At 51.5% G+C, this 24,787-nt stretch carries 23 protein-coding genes; 3 read left to right on the top strand and 20 right to left on the bottom strand.

The annotated features are described in order from the left end of the window. Nucleotides 1-13 precede the first annotated feature (13 nt). The 7 genes from carA to ribF form a co-directional block, all read right to left on the bottom strand. Nucleotides 14-1,162, bottom strand: a complete 1,149-nt coding sequence (gene carA, locus AB8809_RS03215) for a glutamine-hydrolyzing carbamoyl-phosphate synthase small subunit (RefSeq protein ID WP_015841779.1) — start codon at nt 1,160-1,162, stop codon at nt 14-16. A gap of 445 nt (nt 1,163-1,607) precedes the next feature. Then, entirely contained in the window at nt 1,608-2,429 is an 822-nt protein-coding gene (gene dapB, locus AB8809_RS03210) for a 4-hydroxy-tetrahydrodipicolinate reductase (protein WP_181847218.1), read from the bottom strand. Between the two features lie 337 nt (nt 2,430-2,766). Continuing rightward, entirely contained in the window at nt 2,767-3,717 is a 951-nt protein-coding gene (ispH, locus tag AB8809_RS03205) for a 4-hydroxy-3-methylbut-2-enyl diphosphate reductase (RefSeq protein ID WP_181847219.1), read from the bottom strand. Beyond that, entirely contained in the window at nt 3,698-4,171 is a 474-nt protein-coding gene (fkpB, locus tag AB8809_RS03200; protein WP_180776758.1) for an FKBP-type peptidyl-prolyl cis-trans isomerase, read from the bottom strand. The genes ispH and fkpB overlap by 20 nt, the downstream gene beginning before the upstream one ends. Next, nucleotides 4,171-4,686, bottom strand: a complete 516-nt coding sequence (lspA, locus tag AB8809_RS03195) for a signal peptidase II (protein ID WP_155116488.1) — start codon at nt 4,684-4,686, stop codon at nt 4,171-4,173. Before lspA ends, fkpB begins: the two co-directional genes overlap by 1 nt. Next, nucleotides 4,683-7,496 (bottom strand): isoleucine--tRNA ligase, encoded by a 2,814-nt coding sequence (gene ileS / locus AB8809_RS03190; RefSeq protein ID WP_349854577.1) that lies wholly within the window; start codon nt 7,494-7,496, stop codon nt 4,683-4,685. The genes lspA and ileS overlap by 4 nt, the downstream gene beginning before the upstream one ends. A 31-nt stretch (nt 7,497-7,527) precedes the next feature. Beyond that, nucleotides 7,528-8,469, bottom strand: coding sequence for a bifunctional riboflavin kinase/FAD synthetase (ribF, locus tag AB8809_RS03185; protein ID WP_180776756.1), 942 nt, complete (start codon nt 8,467-8,469; stop codon nt 7,528-7,530). Between the two features lie 425 nt (nt 8,470-8,894). Here ribF and rpsT point away from each other — a divergent pair, with 425 nt between their 5' ends. Then, a complete protein-coding gene (gene rpsT, locus AB8809_RS03180) occupies nt 8,895-9,158 on the top strand; it encodes a 30S ribosomal protein S20 (protein WP_005973217.1) in 264 nt (87 codons plus the stop codon). A 77-nt stretch (nt 9,159-9,235) separates the two neighbouring features. Here rpsT and nhaR read toward each other — a convergent pair whose 3' ends face one another. From nhaR to dnaK, 4 genes are all read right to left on the bottom strand, one after another. Next, nucleotides 9,236-10,156: a transcriptional activator NhaR gene (gene nhaR, locus AB8809_RS03175; RefSeq protein ID WP_336712323.1), complete on the bottom strand. Its 921-nt coding sequence runs from the start codon at nt 10,154-10,156 to the stop codon at nt 9,236-9,238. 32 nt (nt 10,157-10,188) lie between these two features. Continuing rightward, entirely contained in the window at nt 10,189-11,385 is a 1,197-nt protein-coding gene (gene nhaA / locus AB8809_RS03170) for a Na+/H+ antiporter NhaA (RefSeq protein WP_349854579.1), read from the bottom strand. A 286-nt stretch (nt 11,386-11,671) separates the two neighbouring features. Continuing rightward, complete coding sequence (gene dnaJ, locus AB8809_RS03165) at nt 11,672-12,808, bottom strand: molecular chaperone DnaJ (RefSeq protein WP_180776753.1); 1,137 nt, start codon at nt 12,806-12,808, stop codon at nt 11,672-11,674. 108 nt (nt 12,809-12,916) lie between these two features. Next, nucleotides 12,917-14,824 carry a molecular chaperone DnaK gene (gene dnaK, locus AB8809_RS03160; RefSeq protein WP_015841789.1) on the bottom strand — a complete coding sequence of 636 codons (1,908 nt, stop codon included), beginning with the start codon at nt 14,822-14,824 and terminating at the stop codon, nt 12,917-12,919. A gap of 482 nt (nt 14,825-15,306) precedes the next feature. Here dnaK and satP point away from each other — a divergent pair, with 482 nt between their 5' ends. Beyond that, entirely contained in the window at nt 15,307-15,882 is a 576-nt protein-coding gene (gene satP / locus AB8809_RS03155) for an acetate uptake transporter (protein ID WP_015841790.1), read from the top strand. 151 nt (nt 15,883-16,033) lie between these two features. Here satP and AB8809_RS03150 read toward each other — a convergent pair whose 3' ends face one another. Together AB8809_RS03150 and mog are read right to left on the bottom strand one after the other, a co-directional pair. Continuing rightward, entirely contained in the window at nt 16,034-17,371 is a 1,338-nt protein-coding gene (locus AB8809_RS03150; protein WP_349854580.1) for an MFS transporter, read from the bottom strand. 121 nt (nt 17,372-17,492) lie between these two features. Then, on the bottom strand, nt 17,493-18,080 hold the full coding sequence (gene mog / locus AB8809_RS03145; RefSeq protein ID WP_180776751.1) for a molybdopterin adenylyltransferase: 588 nt from the start codon (nt 18,078-18,080) through the stop codon (nt 17,493-17,495). A gap of 389 nt (nt 18,081-18,469) precedes the next feature. On the opposite strand from mog, the gene AB8809_RS03140 reads away from it, so the two are divergent. Beyond that, nucleotides 18,470-19,201, top strand: coding sequence for a hypothetical protein (locus AB8809_RS03140; RefSeq protein WP_349854581.1), 732 nt, complete (start codon nt 18,470-18,472; stop codon nt 19,199-19,201). A 239-nt stretch (nt 19,202-19,440) separates the two neighbouring features. On the opposite strand, the gene AB8809_RS03135 is transcribed toward AB8809_RS03140, so the two are convergent. The 7 genes from AB8809_RS03135 to AB8809_RS03105 are packed head-to-tail and all read right to left on the bottom strand — an operon-like array spanning nt 19,441 to nt 24,768. Next, nucleotides 19,441-19,785, bottom strand: a complete 345-nt coding sequence (locus AB8809_RS03135; protein ID WP_349854582.1) for a tail fiber assembly protein — start codon at nt 19,783-19,785, stop codon at nt 19,441-19,443. Next, nucleotides 19,755-21,083, bottom strand: coding sequence for a hypothetical protein (locus AB8809_RS03130; RefSeq protein ID WP_349854584.1), 1,329 nt, complete (start codon nt 21,081-21,083; stop codon nt 19,755-19,757). Before AB8809_RS03130 ends, AB8809_RS03135 begins: the two co-directional genes overlap by 31 nt. Before the next feature lie 2 nt (nt 21,084-21,085). Further along, nucleotides 21,086-21,658 (bottom strand): putative phage tail protein, encoded by a 573-nt coding sequence (locus AB8809_RS03125; RefSeq protein WP_349854585.1) that lies wholly within the window; start codon nt 21,656-21,658, stop codon nt 21,086-21,088. Beyond that, nucleotides 21,655-22,716, bottom strand: a complete 1,062-nt coding sequence (locus tag AB8809_RS03120) for a baseplate J/gp47 family protein (RefSeq protein ID WP_349854587.1) — start codon at nt 22,714-22,716, stop codon at nt 21,655-21,657. Before AB8809_RS03120 ends, AB8809_RS03125 begins: the two co-directional genes overlap by 4 nt. Further along, nucleotides 22,716-23,066 carry a phage GP46 family protein gene (locus tag AB8809_RS03115; RefSeq protein ID WP_349854589.1) on the bottom strand — a complete coding sequence of 117 codons (351 nt, stop codon included), beginning with the start codon at nt 23,064-23,066 and terminating at the stop codon, nt 22,716-22,718. Before AB8809_RS03115 ends, AB8809_RS03120 begins: the two co-directional genes overlap by 1 nt. Before the next feature lie 57 nt (nt 23,067-23,123). Further along, nucleotides 23,124-23,774 carry a phage baseplate assembly protein V gene (locus AB8809_RS03110; RefSeq protein WP_349854591.1) on the bottom strand — a complete coding sequence of 217 codons (651 nt, stop codon included), beginning with the start codon at nt 23,772-23,774 and terminating at the stop codon, nt 23,124-23,126. Then, nucleotides 23,764-24,768: a phage tail protein gene (locus tag AB8809_RS03105; RefSeq protein ID WP_349854767.1), complete on the bottom strand. Its 1,005-nt coding sequence runs from the start codon at nt 24,766-24,768 to the stop codon at nt 23,764-23,766. The genes AB8809_RS03110 and AB8809_RS03105 overlap by 11 nt, the downstream gene beginning before the upstream one ends. Nucleotides 24,769-24,787 lie beyond the last annotated feature (19 nt).

The raw sequence follows: 24,787 nt of genomic DNA, 5'->3' as shown, positions 1-24,787 counted from the left end.
TTCTCGCTCCTGATTATTTAGCTGAAGAACGGTAAGTCTGAATCAAGTCAATAAAGTGGTCGAACAGCGGCGCAGCATCATGCGGGCCCGGGCTGGCTTCTGGGTGACCCTGGAAGCTGAACGCTGGCTTATCCGTGCGGTGAATCCCCTGAACCGTGTGGTCAAACAGGGATTTATGCGTAACGCGCAGCGTATCAGGCAGATTATTTTCATCCACCGCAAAGCCGTGGTTTTGCGCGGTGATCATCACACAGTTGTTATCCAGATCTTTTACCGGATGGTTACCGCCGTGGTGACCCAGCTTCATTTTGATGGTCTTCGCACCGCTCGCCAGCGCCAGCAGTTGGTGACCCAGGCAGATACCGAATACCGGAATATCCGTGTCCAGGAAGGTTTTAATCGCGCGAATCGCGTAATCACACGGCTCTGGGTCGCCCGGGCCGTTAGAGAGGAAAATGCCGTCTGGATTCAGTTTCAGCACATCTTCGGCGGGTGTCTGCGCCGGAACAACCGTCAGACGGCAGCCGCGATCCACCAGCATACGCAGAATGTTGCGTTTCACACCGTAGTCATAGGCCACGACGTGGTAAGGCAGCTCACTTTCGTTTTTCGCCGCAGGCAATTCGCCTTCCAGCGTCCAGCTTCCCTGTAACCAGCTGTAGCTTTCTGCCGTCGTCACTTCTTTTGCCAAATCCATCCCTTTCAGCCCTGGGAACGCTTTCGCTTTCTCCAGCGCAACAGCGGCATCCGGCGCATCGCCCGCGATGATGCAGCCATTCTGTGCGCCTTTTTCACGCAGCAGACGGGTCAGTTTACGGGTATCGATATCAGCAATGGCGACAATGTTGTTGCGTTTGAGGTATTCAGACAGGCTTTCTTCACTACGGTAGTTGCTGGCAATCAGAGGTAAATCGCGAATAACCAGACCTTGAGCCTGTACAGAGGGGGATTCTTCATCGTTGGCATTGGCGCCGACATTACCGATATGGGGATAAGTGAGAGTGACAATCTGGCGGGAATAGGAAGGATCAGTAAGGATTTCTTGATAACCGGTCATCGACGTATTGAAGACCACTTCCCCCACTGCCGACCCTTCTGCCCCAATGGCCCGACCGTGGAATTGGGTTCCGTCTTCCAGAACCAATAGCGCTGACTTAATCAAAACACCCTCCAAGGAATAAACAATCACGTTATTTGCATATTAATTCAGATTCGAGCCACTAAATCAATGCAAAAACTACCTGTAAGGCCAATTTTTGGCAAATTGGGCGCATTTTAATGATGGTCTTCCTGATTGTCTACCCAAACCGCTTTTTTTCTCTTATTTTTATGCTTTCCGAAATAAATAGCTGCCCACTGACGTAAAAACCTACATCAACTCAGATAAGTAAACGGTTGCGAGGCAATATCGTTAAAATACGAATAACAAATCGCCAGCAGAGGGCATTTCAGGAGTAAAGGGAAAGGATTACCGCTAAAAACACGAATAAAAATTAGATAAAAACGAGTAATAATTAAAAATTCAAACCAAAAGCTTAAAAATAAAGGTGATAGTAAAAATAACCACCTTTATCAATAACGTATAATTTTTTATAAAAAATTAAAAACTATAAATCATCCAGAGAAAGCACATCTCTCATATCGAAAAGACCGCTTTCTTTCGAGCTAATCCAGATAGCAGCTCTTACCGCACCATTGGCAAACGTCATACGACTGGATGCCTTGTGGGTAATCTCGACGCGCTCGCCAATATCAGCAAACATCGCAGTATGTTCACCGACAATGTCACCCGCACGCACGGTCGCAAAACCAATGCTTTTCGGATCGCGTTCACCTGTATGACCTTCACGCGCATACACGGCACAAGACTTCAGATCGCGCCCCAACGCATCGGCAATCGCCTCGCCCATCGCCAGCGCGGTGCCAGACGGCGCATCCACTTTGTGGCGATGGTGTGCTTCAATGATTTCGATATCAGTATAGTCACCCATGACCTTGGCGGCTTTTTCCAGCAGCTTCAGCATGACATTGACGCCGACGCTGAAGTTCGCTGCGAACACAATCCCGATATCCTGTGCAGCCTGCTTTATCGCCGCCTTCCCTGCGTCATCAAAGCCGGTTGTCCCAATAATCATGCCCTTACGGTGCTGATGGCAAAATGCCAGATGTGCTAATGTGCCTTCAGGGCGAGTGAAGTCGATCAAAATATCGAAATCATTCTGCACAGCATCCAGGCTTTCCTTCACGGTAATACCGCTTTTACCGAGCCCGGCAAGCTCACCGGCATCGCTCCCAATCAGAGACGAACCAGAACGTTCCAGCGCCGCGCCCAATACCACACCGTCCATTTGCTCGATGGCCTGAATCAGCTGGCGTCCCATACGGCCGCCCGCACCTACAACCGCAATACGGATGGATGAATCCTTCATAATGTCTCTCTCTTTTTGATCCTGACGACATAAAAATAACATCAGGTTAACGGGCGCTGCACACTATCGCCAGCAGATTTACCGCCAGATTAGAAAATACTGTTTGAAGCCTCAGAAAATCAGCAAAACTGTCTCACCACAGCCAGCAGAATCGCGTCTGGAAGTGATGAAAAGCCGTAAGGCGTTTGAAGACATGCAGGGAAGGTCAAAAATAAACCATATGCCATAACGCATAAAAATTCATTTTTATGCATTAACACTTTCATGAGGGAATACAAGGAGAGAAAGCGGAAGGGAATAAAAGCGATAGAGCCGAAGCCCTATCGCAGAAACAGCGCTAATCGACCTGTTTGACTTCAACACGCAGTTCTTTCGGTACTTCAAAGACGATATTTTCTTCACGTCCCTGCATTTCAACAGCAACCTTGCCGCCTAATGCTTTCAGCCGCTGGATCACCTGTTGTACCAGAATATCCGGTGCGGATGCGCCTGCGGTTACTCCAACATGCGAAGCACCATCCACCCATGACTCCTGGATGTCTTCCGCTGAATCAATCAGATAAGCCGCCTTCCCTGCTCTCTGTGCCAATTCAGCAAGACGGTTGGAGTTTGAGGAATTTTTAGAGCCCACAACGAAGACGACATCAGCCTTATCCGACAAATGGCGAACAGCTTCCTGACGGTTGGTCGTGGCATAGCAGATATCATCTTTACGCGGACCAACAATCTGCGGGAAACGCTCACGCAGCGCATCAATCACCGCATAGGTGTCATCAACCGAAAGCGTAGTCTGCGTCATAAAGCACAGGTTACTTTCGTCTTTTACCTGTAGCTGCCAGACATCCTCGGGGGATTCCACCAGATACATGCCACCATCCGCATTGCTGTACTGCCCCATCGTCCCTTCAACTTCAGGGTGTCCAGCATGCCCGATAAGAATCGCTTCTATGCCTTTCTTACTGGCTCTGGCCACTTCCATATGTACTTTGGTTACCAGCGGGCACGTTGCATCGAATACCGTCAGGTCACGGCTTTTTGCTTCATTACGTACCGCTTGCGAGACGCCATGCGCAGAGAAAATAAGAATCGCACCGTCCGGCACGTCTTCAATCTGCTCAATAAATATCGCACCACGTTCGCGTAATCCGTTAACCACATAGCGGTTATGTACCACTTCATGACGGACATAGATCGGCGTACCAAAAAGCTCCAGCGCACGTTCCACAATGCTGATAGCACGATCGACACCGGCACAAAAGCCGCGTGGATTAGCCAGCAGGATCTGCATGAGACACCTCCTGTTCTACGGGATCGATATCCAACACCTCGAGATCGAAGGTAATCGCCTGACCGGATAAGGGATGGTTGAAATCCACAGTGACCGATTCCTCGGTCACATCGCGGATAATCCCCGGCATATCATTCCCAGCAACGCCGCTGAACAGCATGATGGTGCCAACATCCGGCACGCCGGTCTGAGCGAAATCACGACGCAAGAAGAACTGGATCAGGTTTGGATTGGTCGGCCCAAAGGCCGACTCCGGCGGCAGCGTAAACTTACGTTTATCGCCACGCTTCAATCCCAACAGATTTTGTTCCAGCGCCTCAGACAGGCTGCTATCGCCAAGGCGAAACAGCGCTGGCTTGCCGCGCTCACGCGTAGATTCGGCCGTGGAGCCATCCTCCAGCGTAAGAATAAAATGCACCAGCAGCGCGCTGTTGTGCTGCACAGTCTCAGACATCAGTGACCCTTTTGCTTAACGGTATCAGTATCATCATGCGTACTGAAAAACCCTTCCAGTACGATGAGCGCTGCACCAATACAGATGGCGGTATCGGCCAGGTTAAACGTGGCAAAGTGCCAGTCACCGACATAGAAATCGATGAAGTCGACGACAAATCCATGCCATGTGCGGTCAAACAGATTGCCCAATGCGCCACCGATAATCAGCGAATACGCAATATTATTCAGCCTGTGTTTGACGCTGCCACGATACATCATCACCAGCAGCGCAACCACGATAGCAATCGCGATACCGGCAAAGAACCAGCGTTGCCAACCGCCTTTATCCGCCAGGAAGCTGAATGCTGCGCCGTAGTTACGGGCGTAATGCAGATTCAGAGAAGGCATCACTGGCACCGTATCCCCCAGCGCAAAGTGGGCAAGGATCCACTGCTTGCTGCCAAGATCGATAACTAAAACCAGTATCGCCAGCCAGAGCCAGCGCAGTCCACTCGAACAGATTTTATTCATCAGACAAATTTACGCTCTTCGCCGTTACCGCCCACGTTAGTCGCACAGCGACCACACACTTCAGGATGATCGGCGTTGCTACCGATATCCGTCTCGTAATGCCAGCAGCGTGGGCACTTGTGCCCTTCTGCCTCACTTAAGGCAATTTTCAGTCCAGTGAGTTCCGTTGCCTGCGCGCTATCCGGCGCATTTTCATAACGCTCAACCAGCGCTTTTGACGTCAACAGCGCGAAGTGCAGTTCCTGACGCAGCTGGTTCAGTTTGCCCGCCAGATTAGCGTCGGCGTACAGCGTGACGGAGGCTTCCAGCGATCCACCGATGCGCTTATCATTACGCGCCTGCTCGATGACTTTGTTCACTTCGCTACGTACTTTCAGGATATCGGCCCAGAACGCATCGTTCATGGTTTCCGAAGCATCCAGCCCGAACAAACCGTCATACCATTCTTCGGTAAACACGTACTGCGCACGTTCGCCCGGCAGGTAGCTCCAGATTTCATCAGCCGTGAAGGACATAATCGGTGCCATCCAACGTACCAGCGCTTCTGAGATATGGTATAGCGCAGTCTGGCAGCTACGGCGTGCAACGCTGTCGCTTTTTGCCGTGTACTGACGATCTTTAATGATATCCAGATAGAACGATCCCATCTCGATCGAGCAGAACTGCATCAGACGTTGTACGACGCGGTGGAAATCATAGCTTTCATACGCTTCGAGAATCTCTTCCTGCGCGGCTTTCGCACAGCCAACCGCCCAGCGATCCAGCACCACCATATCTTCTGGTTTCACGCTATCTTTCTGTGGATCGAACCCGTTCAGGTTCGCCAACAGGAAGCGTGCGGTGTTACGAATGCGGCGATAGGCATCGGCAGAACGCTTCAGGATCTCATCGGATACCGCGATTTCACCGGAGTAATCCGTTGAACCGATCCACAGGCGCAGAATGTCGGCACCCAGCTTGTTCATTACGTCCTGTGGGCTAACGGTATTGCCGATAGACTTGGACATTTTGCGTCCCTGACCATCCACGGTGAAACCGTGAGTCAGCACCTGACGGTAAGGCGCTTTGCCTTTGATCGCCGTAGAGATCATCAGAGAAGACATGAACCAGCCACGATGCTGGTCAGAACCTTCCAGATACATATCTGCCGCGTGGCCACCGAACTCAGGACGGACATCAACCACGGACGCGTGCGTCGATCCTGAATCGAACCACACATCCAGCGTGTCTGGCACTTTGACGTAGCTATCAGCGTCAGCGCCCAGCACATCGGCCGGATCGAGATCCCACCATGCCTGAATACCGTCGGCTTCAACACGTTTTGCCACCGCTTCAATCAGTTCAGCGGTACGCGGATGCAGCTCTTCTGTCTCTTTGTGGACGAACAGCGACATTGGTACACCCCAGGTACGCTGACGGGAAATACACCAGTCAGGACGGTTGGCGACCATCGCTTCGATACGCGCCTGACCCCAATCCGGGATCCACTGCACGCCTTTGATTTCAGACAGCGACTGCTTACGCAGGCCTTTTTGATCCATGCTGACAAACCACTGTGGCGTCGCACGGAAAATGATTGGCGACTTATGACGCCAGCAGCATGGATAGCTATGCTGTAATTTCTCTACGTGCAGCAACATGCCTTTTTCACGCAGGATTTCAACGATCAGATCGTTAGCTTTGAAAACGAATTTGCCATCCAGTTCAGGATAGGTACCGCTCAGGTAACAACCATTCGGCCCCACCGGGTTAGCGATTTCCAGATTGTATTTTTGGCTGATCACATAGTCGTCAGGACCGTGACCACCGGCGGTATGCACCGCACCGGTACCTGCATCCAGCGTTACGTGATCGCCCAGAATAGCTGGTACGTCGAAGCTCAGGAACGGATGCTTGAAACGCAGCAGCTCAAGATCCGCGCCTTTGCAGTCACCCAGCACTGTCCACTGGGTCACACCTACGCGTTTCATCACGCTTTCAACCAGATCGGCCGCCAGAATCAACGCCTGACCGTCAATTTGCACCAATTGATAATCGAACTCTGCATTCAGCGAGATCGCACGGTTTGCTGGCAACGTCCACGGCGTCGTCGTCCAGATCACCAGCGAAACAGGGCCGTCTACGCTGCTCACGCCAAATTTAGCTAATACCGCCGCTACATCGCTAGCGTTGAACGCCACATCAATGGATGGAGAGGTTTTGTCGTAATATTCAACTTCCGCTTCCGCCAGTGCGGAACCACAATCAGCACACCAGTGAACTGGCTTAGCCCCCTTGTGCAGGTGGCCGTTTTCAATGATGCGACCCAGCGCACGAATGATGTTCGCTTCGGTTTTGAAATCCATCGTCAGGTAAGGACGATCCCAGTCACCCAACACGCCGAGACGAATAAAGTCGGCTTTCTGACCGGCAACCTGCTCTGCCGCATATTTACGGCACTCCGCACGGAATTCTGCCGCGCTGACTTTCTCACCCGGCTTACCGATCAACTGCTCTACTTTCAATTCAATCGGCAAACCGTGGCAGTCCCAGCCCGGCACATAAGGGGAATCGTAGCCAGACAGGCCTTTCGATTTAACGATAATATCTTTCAGAATCTTGTTAACTGAGTGACCAATGTGAATGCTGCCGTTCGCGTACGGAGGGCCATCGTGCAGAATGAAGGTCTTCTTTCCCTTCTTCGCATTGCGAATAATCCCGTACAGATCCTGTTCATACCAACGTTTCAGCATGTCAGGTTCGCGCTTGGCCAGATCGCCACGCATCGGGAACCCTGTTTCCGGCAAGTTCAGGGTAGTCTTATAGTCACTCATTAGATTCTCGATTTCGTTTCGGCTAGAAAAATTAAACCGGTGTCTTTAACCCGAAGAACGTCCGGGCTGTCACCACATCATCGGCGATTTGCTGTTTTAACGCATCGAGCGAAGCAAAACGCTGTTCATTACGGATTTTTTTACGCAGTACGACTTCAATATGACGACCATAAAGATCTATCGTCACGTCCAGCAAATGCACTTCAAGCTGCTGGCGTTTGTCACCGTTTACGGTCGGACGTGTACCAATGTTGGCGACGCCCGGTAGCGGTTCTTGCCCCAGCCCATAAACGCTGACGGCATATACGCCGCTGACAGGGGAAACCTGACGTTTCAGCGGCAGGTTGGCGGTAGGGAACCCAATGGTTCGCCCCAATTCTTTGCCATGTTCCACACGCCCGGAAATGCAGTAAGGATGGCCCAGCAGGCTTTCCGCAAGCTCGAGTTCATCACGACTGAGCGCTTCACGTACGGCAGTGCTGCTCACCCGTTTGCCGCCATTGCAGAACGAATCGGTGCTGATGACATCAAACCCCGACTCACGTCCAGCCTTCTGTAATAACAGGAAATCTCCCTGACGACCAGCCCCGAATCGGAAGTCATCTCCGACAACCAGAAATTTCACGCCCAATTTCTTCACCAGCAGAGAAGAAACGAACGTCTCGGCATCATTGGCGGCAAAACGCGCGTCGAATCTGACGCACAGCAGATAGTCCACGCCAGCCTGCGCCAGATATTTCACCTTGTCACGCAGACGCGTCAGACGTGCGGGCGCTTTTTCCGCAGCAAAGAGTTCCAGCGGCTGTGGTTCAAAAATCATGACCATCACCGGCAGCCCACGCGCGCGACCTTCCTGCTTCAATCGCTCAAGCAGCATTTGGTGTCCGAGGTGCACGCCGTCAAAATTACCAATAGTGAGCACACAGCCGTAATGGTGTGCCCGAAGATTGTGTATACCGCGAATTAGCTGCATGGCTGGCCCAGAACAAAGGGTTAAAATTATGGAAATCGGCGGATTATACCTTGTACAGCGAGTAAGGTTAACCCGCGATTCGCGCCTTTTGCTGCCACCCTGTAAATCGTGCCAGTATTTGCACGTTTTTTAGCTGAATCATCGATGGATGACGCCCACAAGCAGAATATCCAGGTAGCGGATGTCGTATACAATACGACTTTACCGATAGCAGACAGGGTTTTATCAAATTCAGAATGAATTTATGATGCGAAAGGCTGTATTCCACCGCGTGAAGCTGCTAAAATCCTGCGCCATCACAACGTAACAAGTGTCGACGTACAAACGACGCTTATTTGCACAAATCCATTGACAAACGAAGGCTAAACGAGCATATTCCACGGCCTTTGAATTGTCCTCGATTGAATATATTTGGGAGTTGGACCTTGGCTAATATCAAATCAGCTAAGAAACGCGCCGTACAATCTGAGAAGCGCCGTAAGCATAACGCAAGCCGTCGCTCAATGATGCGTACTTTCATCAAGAAAGTATACGCGGCGATCGCTACTGGCGATAAAGAAGTGGCACAGAAAGCGTTTAATGACATGCAACCGATCGTGGATCGCCAGGCTGGTAAAGGTCTGATTCACAAGAACAAAGCTGCACGTCATAAATCCAATCTGGTTGCGCGCATCAACGCCATGCAATAATCACGCATCTGCGTGTTGTTGCTAAAAAAAACCGGCTCAGGCCGGTTTTTTTACGTCTGCCATTTCATGGCGAGGACTTATCCATCAGCCCGCAACAGGCCTTCTGCTCTATCACAGAAGAGCGCTGAAAAATCGGCGTTACAGACACGCTGTACTGCCGGATGCTGGATCATTCTGGCCGCAAAAATCGCATAATACTCGTCCTGAATGTTCTCAATCCTGCCGATCTCGACGATATCCCCCTGCTGGTAAATCTCATTGGCATACAGCGATGGCGCAACGAAAATCGCATCATTATTAATGCCAAAGGCAGTCATCAGCGCTGCATCATCAAATTCGCCCAAAATGTTCACCTGAATATTCTGCGCAGTAAACCAGTTCAGTAGTTTTCGTCCCAACATGGTTCGCCGCCCCGGAATCAACAATTTACGTTGTTCAAGGCAAGCCGGAAAAGCATACTCAGGCTGAGGACGTTTACAGTAAAAACTCACGCCACATTCGCCCAGCTTGATTGAAAACAGCCCCTCCTGCTGCGTTGAATCCACCGGGCAATCCGACAGAATCATATCGAGCTTATGCTGACTCAGTTGCTCCAGCAGCATCTCATGCGTCGACTCAAAACAGCGCAAATGGATATGTTCCTGCTCCGTCACGACCGTTTCCAGTACCCTGCTAACCAGCCGTTTGGACAACGCATCTGCCACACCGACATCGAATAGCAGGTTCGATTCTTTGCGGTAGTTCACAATATCCAACATTTCCTGGCTGAGCTGGAACATGCTATCCGCATAGCGAAAAACCAGTTGCCCCAGCTCCGTCGGTTCCAGCCCCCGCCCTTTACGCTTGAAGAGTTTGCCCTGCAGACGCTCTTCCAGGCATTTGATTTGCCCGGTAATGGTCTGCGGCGTTAAGAACAGCGTCTCTGCTGCCCCAGCAACGGAGCCCGACTTATAAACCTGCCAGAAATAATAGAGATGATTAAAATTCAAATGAGACACACCTGCCCCCTCTTGGCGCCTCTGGCATAGCATCAACCCTTACACGGCTGCACTGCCTTGTCCAGCACCGGCAACACTCCACGCAATGCCAGATAGCCGAGCAACGCCGCCAACCCCGACGCCAGCAAGATTCCCAGCTTGGCATAGGTAATCAATTCCGCATCACCGCCAGAGAATGCCAGCAGCGTAATGAATATCGACATGGTAAAACCGATACCACACAGCACTGACACCGCCACTATCTGGCTAAAACCCACCCCAGCAGGCAGACGGGCATAGCCCAATCGGATGGTTAGCCAACTGAGCAGGGTAATTCCCAGCGGTTTACCGACCAGCAGCCCCGCGGCGATACCCAGGCTCAAAGGGGAGAACAATTTTTCCAGCACAATCCCCTGTAACACTATGCCTGCGTTAGCGAAGGCAAACAGCGGAATAATCAGAAACGCGACCCACGTTTGTAAACCATGCTCCAGCGTAACTGCCGGAGAAGGTTCACCGTTGGACGTACGCAAAGGAATAAAGAATCCGACAATCACCCCGGCCAGCGTCGCATGAACGCCACATTTTAGGATGCAGACCCATAGGACAATCCCCACCAGCAAATAGGCGGAGGTTTTCCGGACCTGTTGCCTATTCAAATAGGCCAGCGCTGCAACCGCCAACACCGCGCCGCCCAGCGCAGGCCAGAAGATCTGCTGCGTATAAAACAGGGCAATGATCAGGATCGCCCCCAGATCGTCAATGATCGCCAACGCCAGCAGGAAGACTTTTAACCCTGCGGGAACGCGCTTGCCCAATAGCGTCAGCACGCCAATCGCGAATGCGATATCCGTCGCGGCGGGAATCGCCCAGCCAGCGCGAGTGACCTCATCGTTCGCGTTGAAAAGCAGAAAGAATAAGGCAGGAAAAACCATCCCACCGACTGCGGCTGCCAACGGTAGCATCGCCTGCTGACGACTGGCTAACGAGCCTTCGACTAATTCGCGTTTCACTTCCAAACCAATCAGCAGAAAGAAAATCGCCATCAGACCGTCGTTAATCCACAGCAACAGATTTTTATTGATTTCCAGCGCGCCAAATCGCATTTCCACCGGCATCATCAGGAACTGTTGATAGCCAGCGGCAGTAACAGACCAATTGGCAAACGTGAGCGCCAGCACCGTTGCCATCATTAACATCACACCAGCCGCCGCATCCAACTGAATAAAGCGGCGAATCATTGTTATCATTGACGTAATCTCCCATCAGGTATGAACGTTAATACTGTACGTCCACTTTCTCGCAGGCAAGACTACGCAATCTGACTACTCGTTAAAAGCAGATTAAAACTGGCATAAACATCGTAAAAATCGATTTATTAAGTGAAGAGTATTTTAGAAGAAGACATAAAAACGTCGGGAGCGTTTTTCAACGTTGCACAGCAACGGCCATAGGGGAGCGGACAAGAATGTCCGTCATAAAAAAACCGGCAGGTTTACCCCACCGGTCTTTGGATTACGCGTTCAACGATTCGCCTTAGCGGGTCAAATCGTCGAAGAATTTCTTCACGCCATCGAAAAAGCTTTTGGAACGCGGGCTGTTTCTTTCACCAGACGGGCCGCCAAAACTCTCATCGAGCTCTTGCAGCAGCTGTCTCTGACGTTCGTTCAGATTAACTGGCGTCTCCACAACGACACGGCACAGCAGATCGCCCTGCGCACCGCCACGTACCGATTTCACGCCTTTGCCACGCATACGGAACAATTTGCCGGTTTGCGTTTCCGCAGGCACTTTCAGCTTCACACGGCCATCCAGCGTCGGCACTTCAATCTCGCCACCTAATGCTGCCATCGCAAAGTTGATCGGCACTTCGCAGTACAGGTTATTTTCTTCACGTTGGAAGATCGGGTGCGCTTTAACCTGCACCTGAACGTACAAATCACCTGACGGCGCGCCGTGTTCGCCCGCTTCACCTTCACCGGACAAACGGATACGGTCACCCGTGTCTACACCCGCCGGAATTTTCACCGACAGCGTTTTGCTCTTCTCTACGCGGCCATGACCGTGACATTTGACGCACGGATCTTTAATGATCTTACCGCGACCATGACAGTGTGGGCACGCCTGTTGCACGGTAAAGAAGCCCTGACGCATCTGAACCTGACCATTACCATGACAGGTTGGACAGGTGATGGGCGAGCTACCCGGCTTCGCACCATTGCCGTGGCAAACATCACACTCTTCCAGCGCAGGAATACGGATCTCTTTGGTGACGCCACGTACCGCTTCTTCCAGCGTCAACTCCATGTTGTAGCGTAAATCGGATCCACGGCTCGCACGCTGGCGACGACCACCGCCAAAAATGTCCCCGAACACGTCGCCAAAAATATCACCAAAATCGGCACCGCCGCCGCCAAAGCCACCGCCGCCTCCACCCATACCGCCTTGCTCAAACGCCGCGTGGCCGTACTGATCGTAGGCGGCGCGTTTTTGCGAATCGATAAGGATCTCGTAGGCTTCTTTGATCTCTTTGAACTTGGCTTCTGCCTCGCTATCACCGGGATTGCGATCCGGGTGGTACTTCATCGCCAGACGCTTGTAGGCTTTCTTTATTTCGCGCTCATCCGCGCTTTTAGCAACGCCCAGGCTTTCGTAATAATCTTGCTTCGCCATTTCTTTTCCTGCCCCTCAACATGCGTGCACGGGCGCAGAGTTTCCTCGACGCCCGTGCTGATTGCCAGCAATAGCCTTGTGGCTGCTACTGCGCCCGCTCAAGGGCGATTACTTTTTATCTTTTACTTCTTCAAACTCAGCATCAACGACATCGTCGTCGCGACGAGCAGAGGCATCATCAGCAGCGCCTTCGGCACCAGGCTGTGGCTGAGACGCTTCCAGCAACTTGCCAGAAACCTGTACCAACGCCTGAATTTTCGCTTCGATCTCCGCTTTGTCTTCGCCTTTCAGCGCGCTTTCCAGCGCTTTCAGGGCATCGTCGATGGCAGTTTTGTCATCAGCGGCCAGTTTATCGCCCACTTCTTCCAGCTGCTTACGCGTGCTGTGCAGCAGGTGATCGCCCTGGTTACGTGCCTGAACCAACTCTTCAAACTTACGGTCAGCTTCAGCATTCGCTTCCGCGTCACGTACCATTTTCTGGATTTCTTCTTCGTTCAGACCAGAAGATGCCTTGATAGTGATTTTCTGCTCGCGACCGCTGTTTTTGTCTTTCGCGGAAACGTGCAGGATACCGTCGGCGTCGATGTCAAAAGTGACTTCGATTTGCGGCATACCGCGCGGCGCGGCCTGAATACCATCCAGGTTAAACTGACCCAGAGATTTGTTATCGTGCGCACGCTTACGCTCACCCTGCAGAACATGAATCGTTACCGCAGACTGGTTGTCTTCCGCCGTTGAGAACACCTGACTGTGTTTAGTCGGGATCGTGGTGTTCTTCGCGATCAGCGCCGTCATCACGCCGCCCATGGTTTCGATACCCAGAGACAGCGGGGTAACGTCCAGCAGCAGAACGTCTTTCACGTCACCAGACAGAACACCGCCCTGAACCGCAGCACCGATAGCAACGGCTTCATCTGGGTTCACGTCTTTACGCGGCTCTTTACCGAAGAAGTCAGCGACTTTCTTCTGTACCAGAGGCATACGCGTCTGACCACCAACCAGAATCACGTCCTGAATTTCAGAAACGGACAGGCCCGCATCCTGCAACGCCACTTTTAACGGTTCCAGAGAACGGTTAACCAGCTCTTCAACCAGTGATTCCAGTTTCGCACGGGTCACTTTGATGTTCAGGTGCTTAGGACCTGTGGCATCCGCCGTGATGTACGGCAGGTTAACGTCAGTCTGTTGAGCAGAAGACAGCTCGATCTTGGCTTTTTCTGCCGCTTCTTTCAGACGCTGCATTGCCAGCGGGTCATTGCGCAGGTCGAAACCTTGCTCTTTCTTAAATTCATCAACCAGGTAGTTGATCATACGGCTATCGAAGTCTTCACCACCCAGGTGGGTATCACCGTTGGTCGCCAACACTTCAAAGGTTTTTTCGCCATCAACTTCGTCGATTTCGATGATGGAAATATCGAACGTACCGCCGCCCAGGTCGTAAACCGCGATAGTACGGTTGCCAACTTCTTTATCCAGACCGTAAGCCAGCGCTGCTGCTGTTGGTTCGTTGATGATACGTTTTACTTCCAGACCCGCGATACGACCGGCATCTTTGGTTGCCTGACGCTGCGCATCGTTGAAGTAAGCTGGTACGGTGATAACCGCTTCGGAGATCGTCTCACCCAGATAGTCTTCCGCCGTTTTCTTCATTTTTTTCAGCACTTCAGCTGAAATCTGCGGCGGAGCCATTTTCTGATCTTTCACTTCCAGCCATGCATCGCCATTATCTGCCGCGATGATTTTGTACGGCATGATGTTGGCATCGCGCTGAACTTCTTCGTCTTTGAAACGACGACCAATCAGACGCTTAATAGCAAACAGGGTATTTTTCGGGTTGGTCACTGCCTGACGTTTAGCCGGTTGGCCAACCAAAGTTTCACCATCTTGCGTATAAGCAATGATTGAAGGCGTGGTGCGATCGCCTTCGCTATTTTCCAGTACTTTTACCTGAGTACCGTCAATAATCGCGACACAAGAGTTGGTTGTACCCAGGTCGATACCAATAATCTTACCCATCTAAACATCTCCACTAAAAAGTCATATTCGGTATGGTGGTTAAACCTACTGTGCGGGCGAAATGTCATTTTTCAACAAGATTTCTCGTTTTCCAACGACACACCCTCGTTTTCATCAGCAGCACACGTTTCACTTTCATGCTAACCACCGATGTAACGGCCCGACACACGCCTTTGCGGCAGGTCAAACTGTTTCGGTTGGAAATAAGATGGGGCCAACATTTCTATCATCAAGGGGGGAAGATGAAAAAAAATGACCTTTATCCCTCGTACGATCAAACTATTCTGCCTTCCCCATGTTGTGTCCGTTCCAAACGCCCGATATGATGCCGCGCTCGCCGCAAAAATGGGGACTTTTCCCTACATAATGGCGGGCAATAACACCTAAACGACACCTATCCCAACGTGATTGGCGCATTCGCTAACCTTAATGCCGCGCCCGACGCGAAGGGACTATTAATAATCTGTTATTGCAGAGGATTTATGAGCACGAACACGTTGGCAAATCCTGGTCCATTAGGACTGATGGGCTTCGGGATGACCACTATTCTGTTGAACCTGCACAACGCAGGCTTTTTCCCACTTTCTTCCATCATTCTCAGCATGGGTATTTTCTACGGCGGTATCGCCCAGATTCTGGCTGGTCTGCTGGAATATAAAAAAGGCAATACGTTTGGCGTGACCGCATTCACGTCTTATGGCGCATTCTGGCTGACGCTGGTTGCCATTCTTATGCTGCCGAAAATGGGTCTGGCGGAAGCCAGCGATGCCCAGTTCCTTGGCGTCTTCCTTGGCCTGTGGGGCATCTTCACGCTGTTTATGTTCTTCGGTACATTCGGCACCAACCGCGCACTGCAATTTGTCTTCGGTAGCCTGACCGTGCTGTTTGCTCTGCTGGCCGTAGGTAACTTTACCGGCAACCATGCCCTGCTGACCTTCGCGGGCTATGAAGGCATCATCTGTGGCGCTAGCGCGATTTATCTGGCCATGGCTGAAGTGCTGAACGAGAAGTTTGGCCGCAGCGTCCTGCCAATCGGTTCATGTGGCGCGTCTCACTAAGTTCTGACGCAATACCAATTCCGATGCGATAAGCGCACCTTTAAGCCGTCGCCGCGCTAAATGCTAACGGGCCCTGTCATCTGACAGAGCCCGTTTGTTTTTGATGACGCGTTCTTGAGAACGATACATCTTTGATAAAGATAATGTACGCTTACACCTCAACAGGCGAACGATCGCGCGCGTCGCTGTCGGCCAACGCTCGCGAATCAGCATCCAGATCGCGCTGCAAATAAATCCCCAACAGCAACCCTACTGCGGCTAGCGTCAGGACATAAAATGCTGGCGCCAGCGGCGTCGCTTTCATGATCAGCGTGACAAAGACGGGCGTCAGACCGCCGAAAATGGCATAGGAAACGTTGTAGGAAAAAGAAATCCCTGAGAACCGCACCGCAGCCGGAAACGCCCGCACCATGACATAAGGCACGCCGCCCACAACACCCACGCTGAGCCCCACAATCGCATAGCTGACAAAGAGCAGTGTCGTACTGCTTGCTGCTGAGCTGTAAAAGAACCAGCTACAGGCAGCCAGCGACAGGCTACCCACCATAAACAGCTTGCTGGCGCCAAAGCGGTCGACTAGCAGCCCTGCACCGATGCAGCCCACCATCAGCGCAATCGTTGCCAGACAGTTCGCCTGCAATGCCAACGCGGCAGGAATGCCGTGGACTTTTTGCAGGTAGGTCGGCGCCATCAGAATCACGACGACGATGCACGCAGACAGCAGCCAGGTCAGCAGCATTGAAACCAGAACCGCACGTTTATGGTTTAAGACGACAGATTTCAACGGCAGCTCTTCCGCCAGCTTTTTCTGCGCCTGCATTTCCATAAAAATAGGCGTTTCCTGCAACCAGCGGCGCAAATACATGGCAACAAGGCCGAAGACCCCACCGATGAAGAACGGCAGACGCCAGCCACCGCCCGACATCTGCTCCGGCGTCAGCACAGTATTCAGCAGCGTCGCAATCAGCGAGCCCAGCAGGATCCCCATCGTCAGCCCGGCGGTCAGCGTACCGCAGGCAAACCCGATGCGGGCGCGAGGCACATGCTCCGCAACAAAGACCCACGCACCGGGGACTTCCCCACCGATTGCCGCTCCTTGCAGTACACGCATCAACAGCAGCAGAAGCGGCGCAGCAATGCCAATGGCTTCATAAGTCGGCAGCAGCCCCATTGCCAGCGTCGGTAGCGCCATCAGCAATATACTGAGGCTGAACATTCTTTTACGCCCGCTCTTATCACCGAAGTGGGCCATAATAATGCCGCCAAGCGGGCGAGCCAGATAGCCTGCGGCGAAAATACCGAACGTCTGCACCTGCCGCAGCCATTCAGGAATATCCGGCGGAAAGAAGAGATCGCCAATCACGGCAGCAAAGAAGACGAAAATAATAAAGTCATAAAACTCTAACGCGCCACCCAGCGCAGCCAGAGACAGCGTTTTATAGTCCTGCCGGTTCAACCGGCGAGGATCGGCGTGTTGATCCTGAGTCATAAGATACCGTGTATTGCCAGAGTGAAAAAAATTCACCACAGTGTGTAAAGTAGAAATTACTATAACGGCAAAAATTTTATACACCAGCAAAGCTGAATCTTATGTTTCAAATCGCCTAACTTCAGTCTTTTATTTCGCGCACGGCATTTTTAGGGCGAAAAGCTGCTACTACATCCGCATTGGTTTCGATGTAAGGGCCTTCCAGCAGTTGGATACAATAAGGTACGCTGGCAAAAATACCGGCCACAATCACCTTGCCATCGGCGTCTTTTAAGCCTTCCAGCGTTTCTTTAATCGACTTGGGCTGCCCTGGCAGGTTGAGAATCAGCGCCTGTTTGCGCAGCACGCCCACCTGGCGAGAGAGAATCGCGGTAGGAACGAAGCGCAGGCTGATCTGCCGCATTTGCTCGCCAAAACCCGGCATTTCCCGATCGGCAACGGCCAGCGTAGCGTCCGGCGTAACATCACGGCGTGCAGGCCCGGTGCCTCCGGTCGTCAGCACCAGATGACAGCCGCGTTCATCAACCAGTTCACACAGCGTTTGTTCAATCATCGGCTGTTCATCAGGCACCAGCCGGGTTTCCACTTCAAAAGGCGTGGTCAGGGCGCTACGGAGCCATGACTCCAGTTCTGGGATGCCTTTATCCTGATAAACCCCGTTGGAAGCGCGGTCAGATACGGAGACCAAACCAATACGTAATACGTTCATAAGCACCTCAGTCTAAATAAAACACCAATTTTATCAGGATATTGAAGGCTTTTAACAAACAATTAGATCTCATGAGGAAATTCACGCGACATCTGTTATTTCACACCATGTTCATCACGATACTTGATAATAATTATTAAGTGGCGTCTCAAAAAAGCAAAAAAATCACTTAGATTAGTAATACCGCCGCGCGGTTAAAATTTAAAAATAGCAGACGTATAAAAAAAATCGCTTACCCATTAAGAGCGAATGAAATAAGCCGATAGATTAAAGAGAAAAAGGATGAAATCCGCCACGACAGAACATCACGTAAAATCGAATAATATGATAAAATTAAAGCACTTCTTTAGTATCACAATAAGTAAAAAAGCCCTATCAAGGAAGTCGCCATGAACGACCTTAAATATAAGATATTAAAGCTATTTTCACACCCTACCTCGGCCTTCTTCCTGTTTGGATTTATTTCCTTTTTTATCACTATCTTTCTTACTCATGAAGCAAGCAGAAACGCATGGAAAGTAGAACGGCAAAATCTGGACATCACCATCAAGACATATGAATCCTATAATGCGGGTGGAGAGGTAACAGAGGCTGACATTACTCGAAAAACAGGCTCCTATGTCTCTGCACGGATGAGAACATGGGTATTTAATACGCGCGACGTTCGTAGCGAATGTATTAATCGATTATCGTCATCGGACCTGACATTTAATGATATGGCGATTATCCGTATCTGTCAGAATAAACTGCCATCAATTGGTGAGTATGCAGGCAAAGGCACCCTTACCATCATATTTCCGGTGCTATCGCCCACAGATGAATTATTGGGTATTCGGATTAGAACCACGTCCGAAACACCCCCACCTTCGTTTTTGTATACGCTGACGTCTCTTGGCTCCGCGACGATCATTCTAAGCGTTGTAATACTTTCTGCCATCTTAGGCAGTTTGCTGTCGCTTCTGGCGAAAAAATACCTGATAGAATTGCCCATCATTGCCAGATATGACGATCTCACTGGCTATTTACGGCGAGATGCGTTCTTCCTGGCGGCCAATAAAGCTTTTAGTATCGCCAATCTGACCAAGCGCCCCGTTAGCGTTATTCTGATCGACATCGTGTAGCGCGCCGAGTTTTTTTGCACAGAATCGCAAATGATTTCGCATGAAGCCTCAGTAAGCGAACGCCGAGATTTGGCATTGTGCAAAATGAATCGAAGTAATCGACTTGCGAAATAAAAAGCCCACCAGTTTGTGGCTGGTGGGCTTCGCTTTCCCCGGCATGTCATTATATTTTTAAAACCAACAACATAATGACATCTGGACTGGCTATTTTATAAACGTTTATACAGATCGATTATGCGTTATTGATCGGCTGTAGCGATCAATTCATTACCCGGCATCGGCGGCCAGTCGATATCAGTAGCGTTAACATCAACACTGCTTAGCATGGCTGCGTACCCCTCCCATTCCTTTAATGCGGCCTTTTGCTCGTCAGTTGCAGTCTTTAAACTCGCTGCGCGGGTCAGATCACTAACACGCGCAGTTGCGACAGCCTGCTTGTGATGTAGAGCGATTTCGTTATCTGTTGCAGGCGTCGCGCCGTCAATTTCGTCGCCGATGTAAACCCAACCTTCGGCATGCTTCCAGTATTGATTGTCCACTTTTATTTGCCCCATTAATAAAATATACGAATAATGACGCGCCATTTTGACATGTTGAAATACTGATTCCCCAGCGTACTGGTTTTCAATGATGCTGACAGGTGTGTCATCATATTCACCTGTATTGTGCTGCTATTTAATGCCGGAATTAGAGTGTATGGGTGAGCAACATCGCTCTGCATGTATAGCGTCGCAGGGTTAATAGCGAAATCGCCTGGCTGGTAACCACCATCCGCTTCCACGCATTTAACTAAAACATCGCAGCGACAGTTTAGAGGATTGATGCCACTTAGCCCGTGAGTTGCAATGATCGGCGTGTTAGATGCTGGGGTGAACTCACTCGACATCCACACCCGTGGAGTGAGTTCGATATTTGCCGTACCATCAAACGGCACGCCGTTAATAGTTCGAGCTGTAGCCAACTTAGATGCAGCCACTGCCGTTCCGTTTTTGGGTAGTGCGTCAATATCTGACGCTGTTAGCGTTTTGGTGTTAAACTCGCGCCGCCACTCGCCCGATCCTGGTGTTATGGACTCTACATAAACGAACTGACCCTGTACTGCGCTTGGATCGCTCGATGATGACATTGTTGTCACACGCACAGTTCGGAGATTAAACCTGCTAGCAAATACTTCCACAATTGCGCCAGCGAGTTCGATATGTCCGCAATTAGTATCAGCAATCTTTTTGTTTGCAGAAAAACTCCACGACCCGGCACAAACAAAATAACCGTGATCAAATGCACCCATCTCATCCAAAAAACCAATGAATTGTGATGTTGTCCACGCTCCAGCGCTACCGCCGAACTCGATCCACGTGTTACCGAGGTGAGGAACCTGTGCATTTCTAGCAAAGACGGCTTTATCTTGTATGTCCGCGCCGTTTTCACTTCTTGCTAGTGCACCTACACCCGCCGCACTTAACGTAATGTTTGTCGTGCCATCAAACGGCACGCCATTAATATTTCTTGCCGTCGCTAACTTAGTCGCAGCAACAGCGGTTCCTGCGGCGGATAACGCCCCGACATCACCAGCATTCAACGTGATATCAGCAGATAACGCTTTCCCGTTCACTGTGCGGGTCGATGGCACACGGCCATTCATATTCGAGTTTGTTGCAAACGTCGCTTTTAATGCAGTTAATAGCTGATCGGTTTTATTCGGATCAATAGCAATACCGGCATCGGCTAATACAGAAATAATCTCAGCCTGTGAATTCCTGATTGCCGCTTGCACATCATTCATAAATTTCGCAGTGACAATCGTTCCCAATTCACCCGTTAACGGATTGCCATCATGAAACGCTTTATCGGGCGTATCGACCGGAGGCATTAGGTTTTGCATAATCAGCTTTCCTGATACGAGAAATAACAAAATGTGTGGGCTGGTTTCAGGTCATTGAATACCGACTCAATAACCGTATCGCCAAATGACAGCAGGCGCTCCCCTACAGCAGATAACCCCGTCCTGAAATGGTATTTTTTGACCTGCGAGCCGGTGACGTTGACTCGCCATGCCCAGAGAACGTCGTGATGCATGATTTGTTCGCCACAACGGCTTACACCGGTGCGAAACGGCCGTAGCTCATCAATCGTTATCGTGTAGCCGAGCCGAGCCGCAAGGCGTGTAAAGTACGGAATGCTCAGCCCGCCCGTTTCTGCGAGCTTTATCAGCACATTACCGAGCCGCTGCTGATAGCTACTCTCAGCAAGCGGCGTGATAGCCAGGACACGTTCCCAGTCGGCCAGCAGGCTTTGTGCGGCGACAGGCGTGATGCCGCCGAGGACGCGATTAGCCAGCAGCTTGGCGGCATCAAGGGCATTACCTTCCGCCTCCAGCTCTGCCGCAATAACAGGCTGTGTCGCGTCATATGAGACTGGCGGTAATAACAGGCCGAGTAATGTTTTTGACTCACTCATAGCAGCGACACCGCTATATTGGCGATTCGCAGCCATTCAACTTTATTTTCATCCGCTGCCGGATAAATATTTGCCGATGGGGAAATAATATTTCGGTCAGTCACGCCGGATAATTGCGAAATAATCATTTCGGCCTGGCTACGAATAAATGGCTCGCCGGGTGCCAGCGTATTGATATAGTCCGTCAGCGCGGTATTAATCGCCGTCGTCGCCTCAATCAGTGACACGCCAGACAGCGAGACTTTCACGTCAATATCGATATTCTTGATGGTTGGGCCGATTACCATCGTGTTTTTTGCTGTGACCGGGCGCACATCATCAATGTACGTCTGCACCGCATTAATGATTTCGTCGCTCGGCAGGCCGTTCGCTGAAGTGATAACCACATCAACGGTTCCGAGGCCACGCCGGAGCGGATAGACATATGCAGACGTAACGCCGGTGATACTCAGCGCCCAGCGCTTGTAATCGTACTTATTCCCGCCCGCCGGGGGGCGGCGGATCAACTCAAGCAGACGAGCCAGTATTTCAGCGTCAGTCTCTTTGTCCGTTCCGCCCCCCATCAGACCAATGCTCACTGTGCTGTCATAACCAACTGGCGCACTGGAGAACGTCCCGGATGCAATCGCTGTAGTGTTACCCGCCGCGCCGGATGCGGATGAAATTACAGGAATGATCGCTTTGCTGTCTGCACCCACGGTGCCAGCCGCAGTCGTTGTGAATGACAGGCTGCCGCGATTGATTATCTGACCAACTGGACAGACCGCGCCGACTTCGCCGGTCGCCGTAATTTCACCTGTGGCCGTAGTGGCCGCTTTACGTGAAATATCACGTAACCGGCAGTGCATTTCGAGAAATTCAGTGTCGGCCGTGTCGGGGAAAATCTGGCGAACAATCCAACCCTGGTGCTGATAAATGCCGGTGACAGCACTTGCCACTGACGATGCACGGACATAAAAATCACTGTCGGCGGTAATATCGGCATCCGGCCGCAGGTTTTGCAGGTCGCGCAATAGACGGCTGCGGGTTTCATCGAACGATGGGGTGATATGCGGCATCAGCTGACTCTCACCGGATGTCTAAACGTTTGTGATTGCTGCGCGGCCGTTGTGACCTCGATTTGCAACACGACCCAACCTGGATTATCTGCCGACGCAGAAACGGAAACAGCCAATGCACGGCCATCGTCAACAATCGGCTGCAATGCTTCGGCTGCATACTGCTGCGCCAGCTTATGTACCCGCGCAACGTCTTTTTCACGCGCCAATAGATGCAGCTTTGAACCTAACGACGGGTCAGCCCAGTACGCACCTAACGGCGTCATCAGGCGCAGATAAACGGCATTAGCTAATGTCGTTGTCGTCGTGCCGGTGTAATCACCGGTAGTTGGGTTCAGTAAATTATCCATGCCGCCAGAATGGCAGCATGGGAGGCAATCAATAAGAGGAAGGGGTTCAGTGGGTTGTTATGGAATTGCGGGGCCAGTCGTACCGCCGGAATCGCCAGGATGCTTGTGGCCGTTGAGAGCGATATTACCCGCCGTGACATTCCCGCTGGTCTGATAGTCGCCTTTTGTTTGCGTGACGTTACCTTCAAACGATGCACCAGCACCGCCTTTGATCGCCATGCCACCGTTGCCGGTGATTTGGCTTTGAGCCGTTACCTGCTCGCTGGCCGTGACCATCGGGGTATTAAAATCTGCCTTTTCTTCCGCATTGACAACAAATTGTTTGCAGTTGACGCGGAACTCGTCACAGTCCGTTTCTATCAAGCGCCCGCGCTTGAGCACAATTTTAGCGCCTTCATCGGTATAAAGCGCCACTTCTCCGGGGGTCAGCGACTGTAGGCGATAGGTTGCGTGCTCGGTGGCTATCACAATGCTGTGTGACGTTCGCCCACCGAGCGGCAGCACGATAGCTGCCGCACCAGGCAACGGGTTTGACGTAAATCCGTAGTGCTGGAACAGTTCGCAATCCTGCAATGATTCCCCGGCCAATCCTTTAGCCTGGAACGTTTGCAACGGGCCAGCGCTATTCACACGCGTTAAACGGGTTCTGAACGCCAGTCTAATTCGATTTAACGCACCGTTAATACGTCTTTCAATATCAGCCCACATCAACAATTTGCAGCTCCTTTTTGCCCTTGCGCTTACGCTGTTTTTTCTTCTTCGGATAAGCATCGGGTATCCAGACACCATCCTCTTTCAGTCGAAGCGTTGTAGTTGTGCCGCCGGGACGTCCACCACTGAACTCACGCCCCATGAGAAAGAAAACGGCATCGATATCGTGGTACTCGCTGATTACGTGAATACGTTGCCCCGGCTCCCACAACACACCGTCTGATGTTCTGTGGCCGTGAACAACGGCCGTAAGGCTGTAGCCGGACAGACGGGCATCAGACAGCGCTTTACGGGCGCGATAGTTGATTTGCTCTTGATTGTCTGCATCACCAACGACCAGCACCTGCGGCCTGTAGTAGTTAACAGTAGGGTCTTTAACTACCGTTTTCATGCCGTGCTGGCCCGTTTCTGCGGTGCCTGTACTCAGCTCAATATCGCTGTCGCTGCTACTGTCATCATCGACGTCGATAATCGCCAAATCCTTTTTACTTGATGAGTGCGCATGACTTTGCGCTAGTACCGTCAGCTCGGAAAACGATTTATCTATTGAACTGGCATCAGACAGCGACAGCACGTTATTGCCTTTGCCGTCCATGCGCATGATAAGCGACGCGACAGGCTGCTTTGTGTAATCCGGGCCACCGATAACTAACGTCCCGTCCGGCGCGAACCACGGCCACAGGCCGCGACCGGCACACGCACGTAGCAGCATGTCCCACGCCCGTTCGCCTGGTTCTGCACTAATTTTGTCGCTGCGTATGGCGCTCTCGGCCTCAATACGGATTTTTGTGATGCCGAGCGGTCGCACGATCTGCGCGACAACGTCCTCCAGTCCTACTTGCCGCGCGGTCAGTATTGGCGCAGCACAGTCAACCAGAATAGCGGCACTGTCACGGCCAGACAGCGACAACGTAACACCGCTGCGGGCGACCGAGCGCTGCACGCTGTCAATGCGGCCAGGGTAGGTCTGGGATTTGGCGCTGTGCGCCATGCCGCAGCGACGGAATCCT

The sequence above is a fragment of the Pectobacterium aroidearum genome, assembly GCF_041228105.1.
Taxonomy (GTDB): Bacteria; Pseudomonadota; Gammaproteobacteria; order Enterobacterales; family Enterobacteriaceae; genus Pectobacterium; species Pectobacterium aroidearum.
Note: the sequence above shows the minus strand (reverse complement) of the source record. Positions and strands in the feature narration are given on the sequence as shown.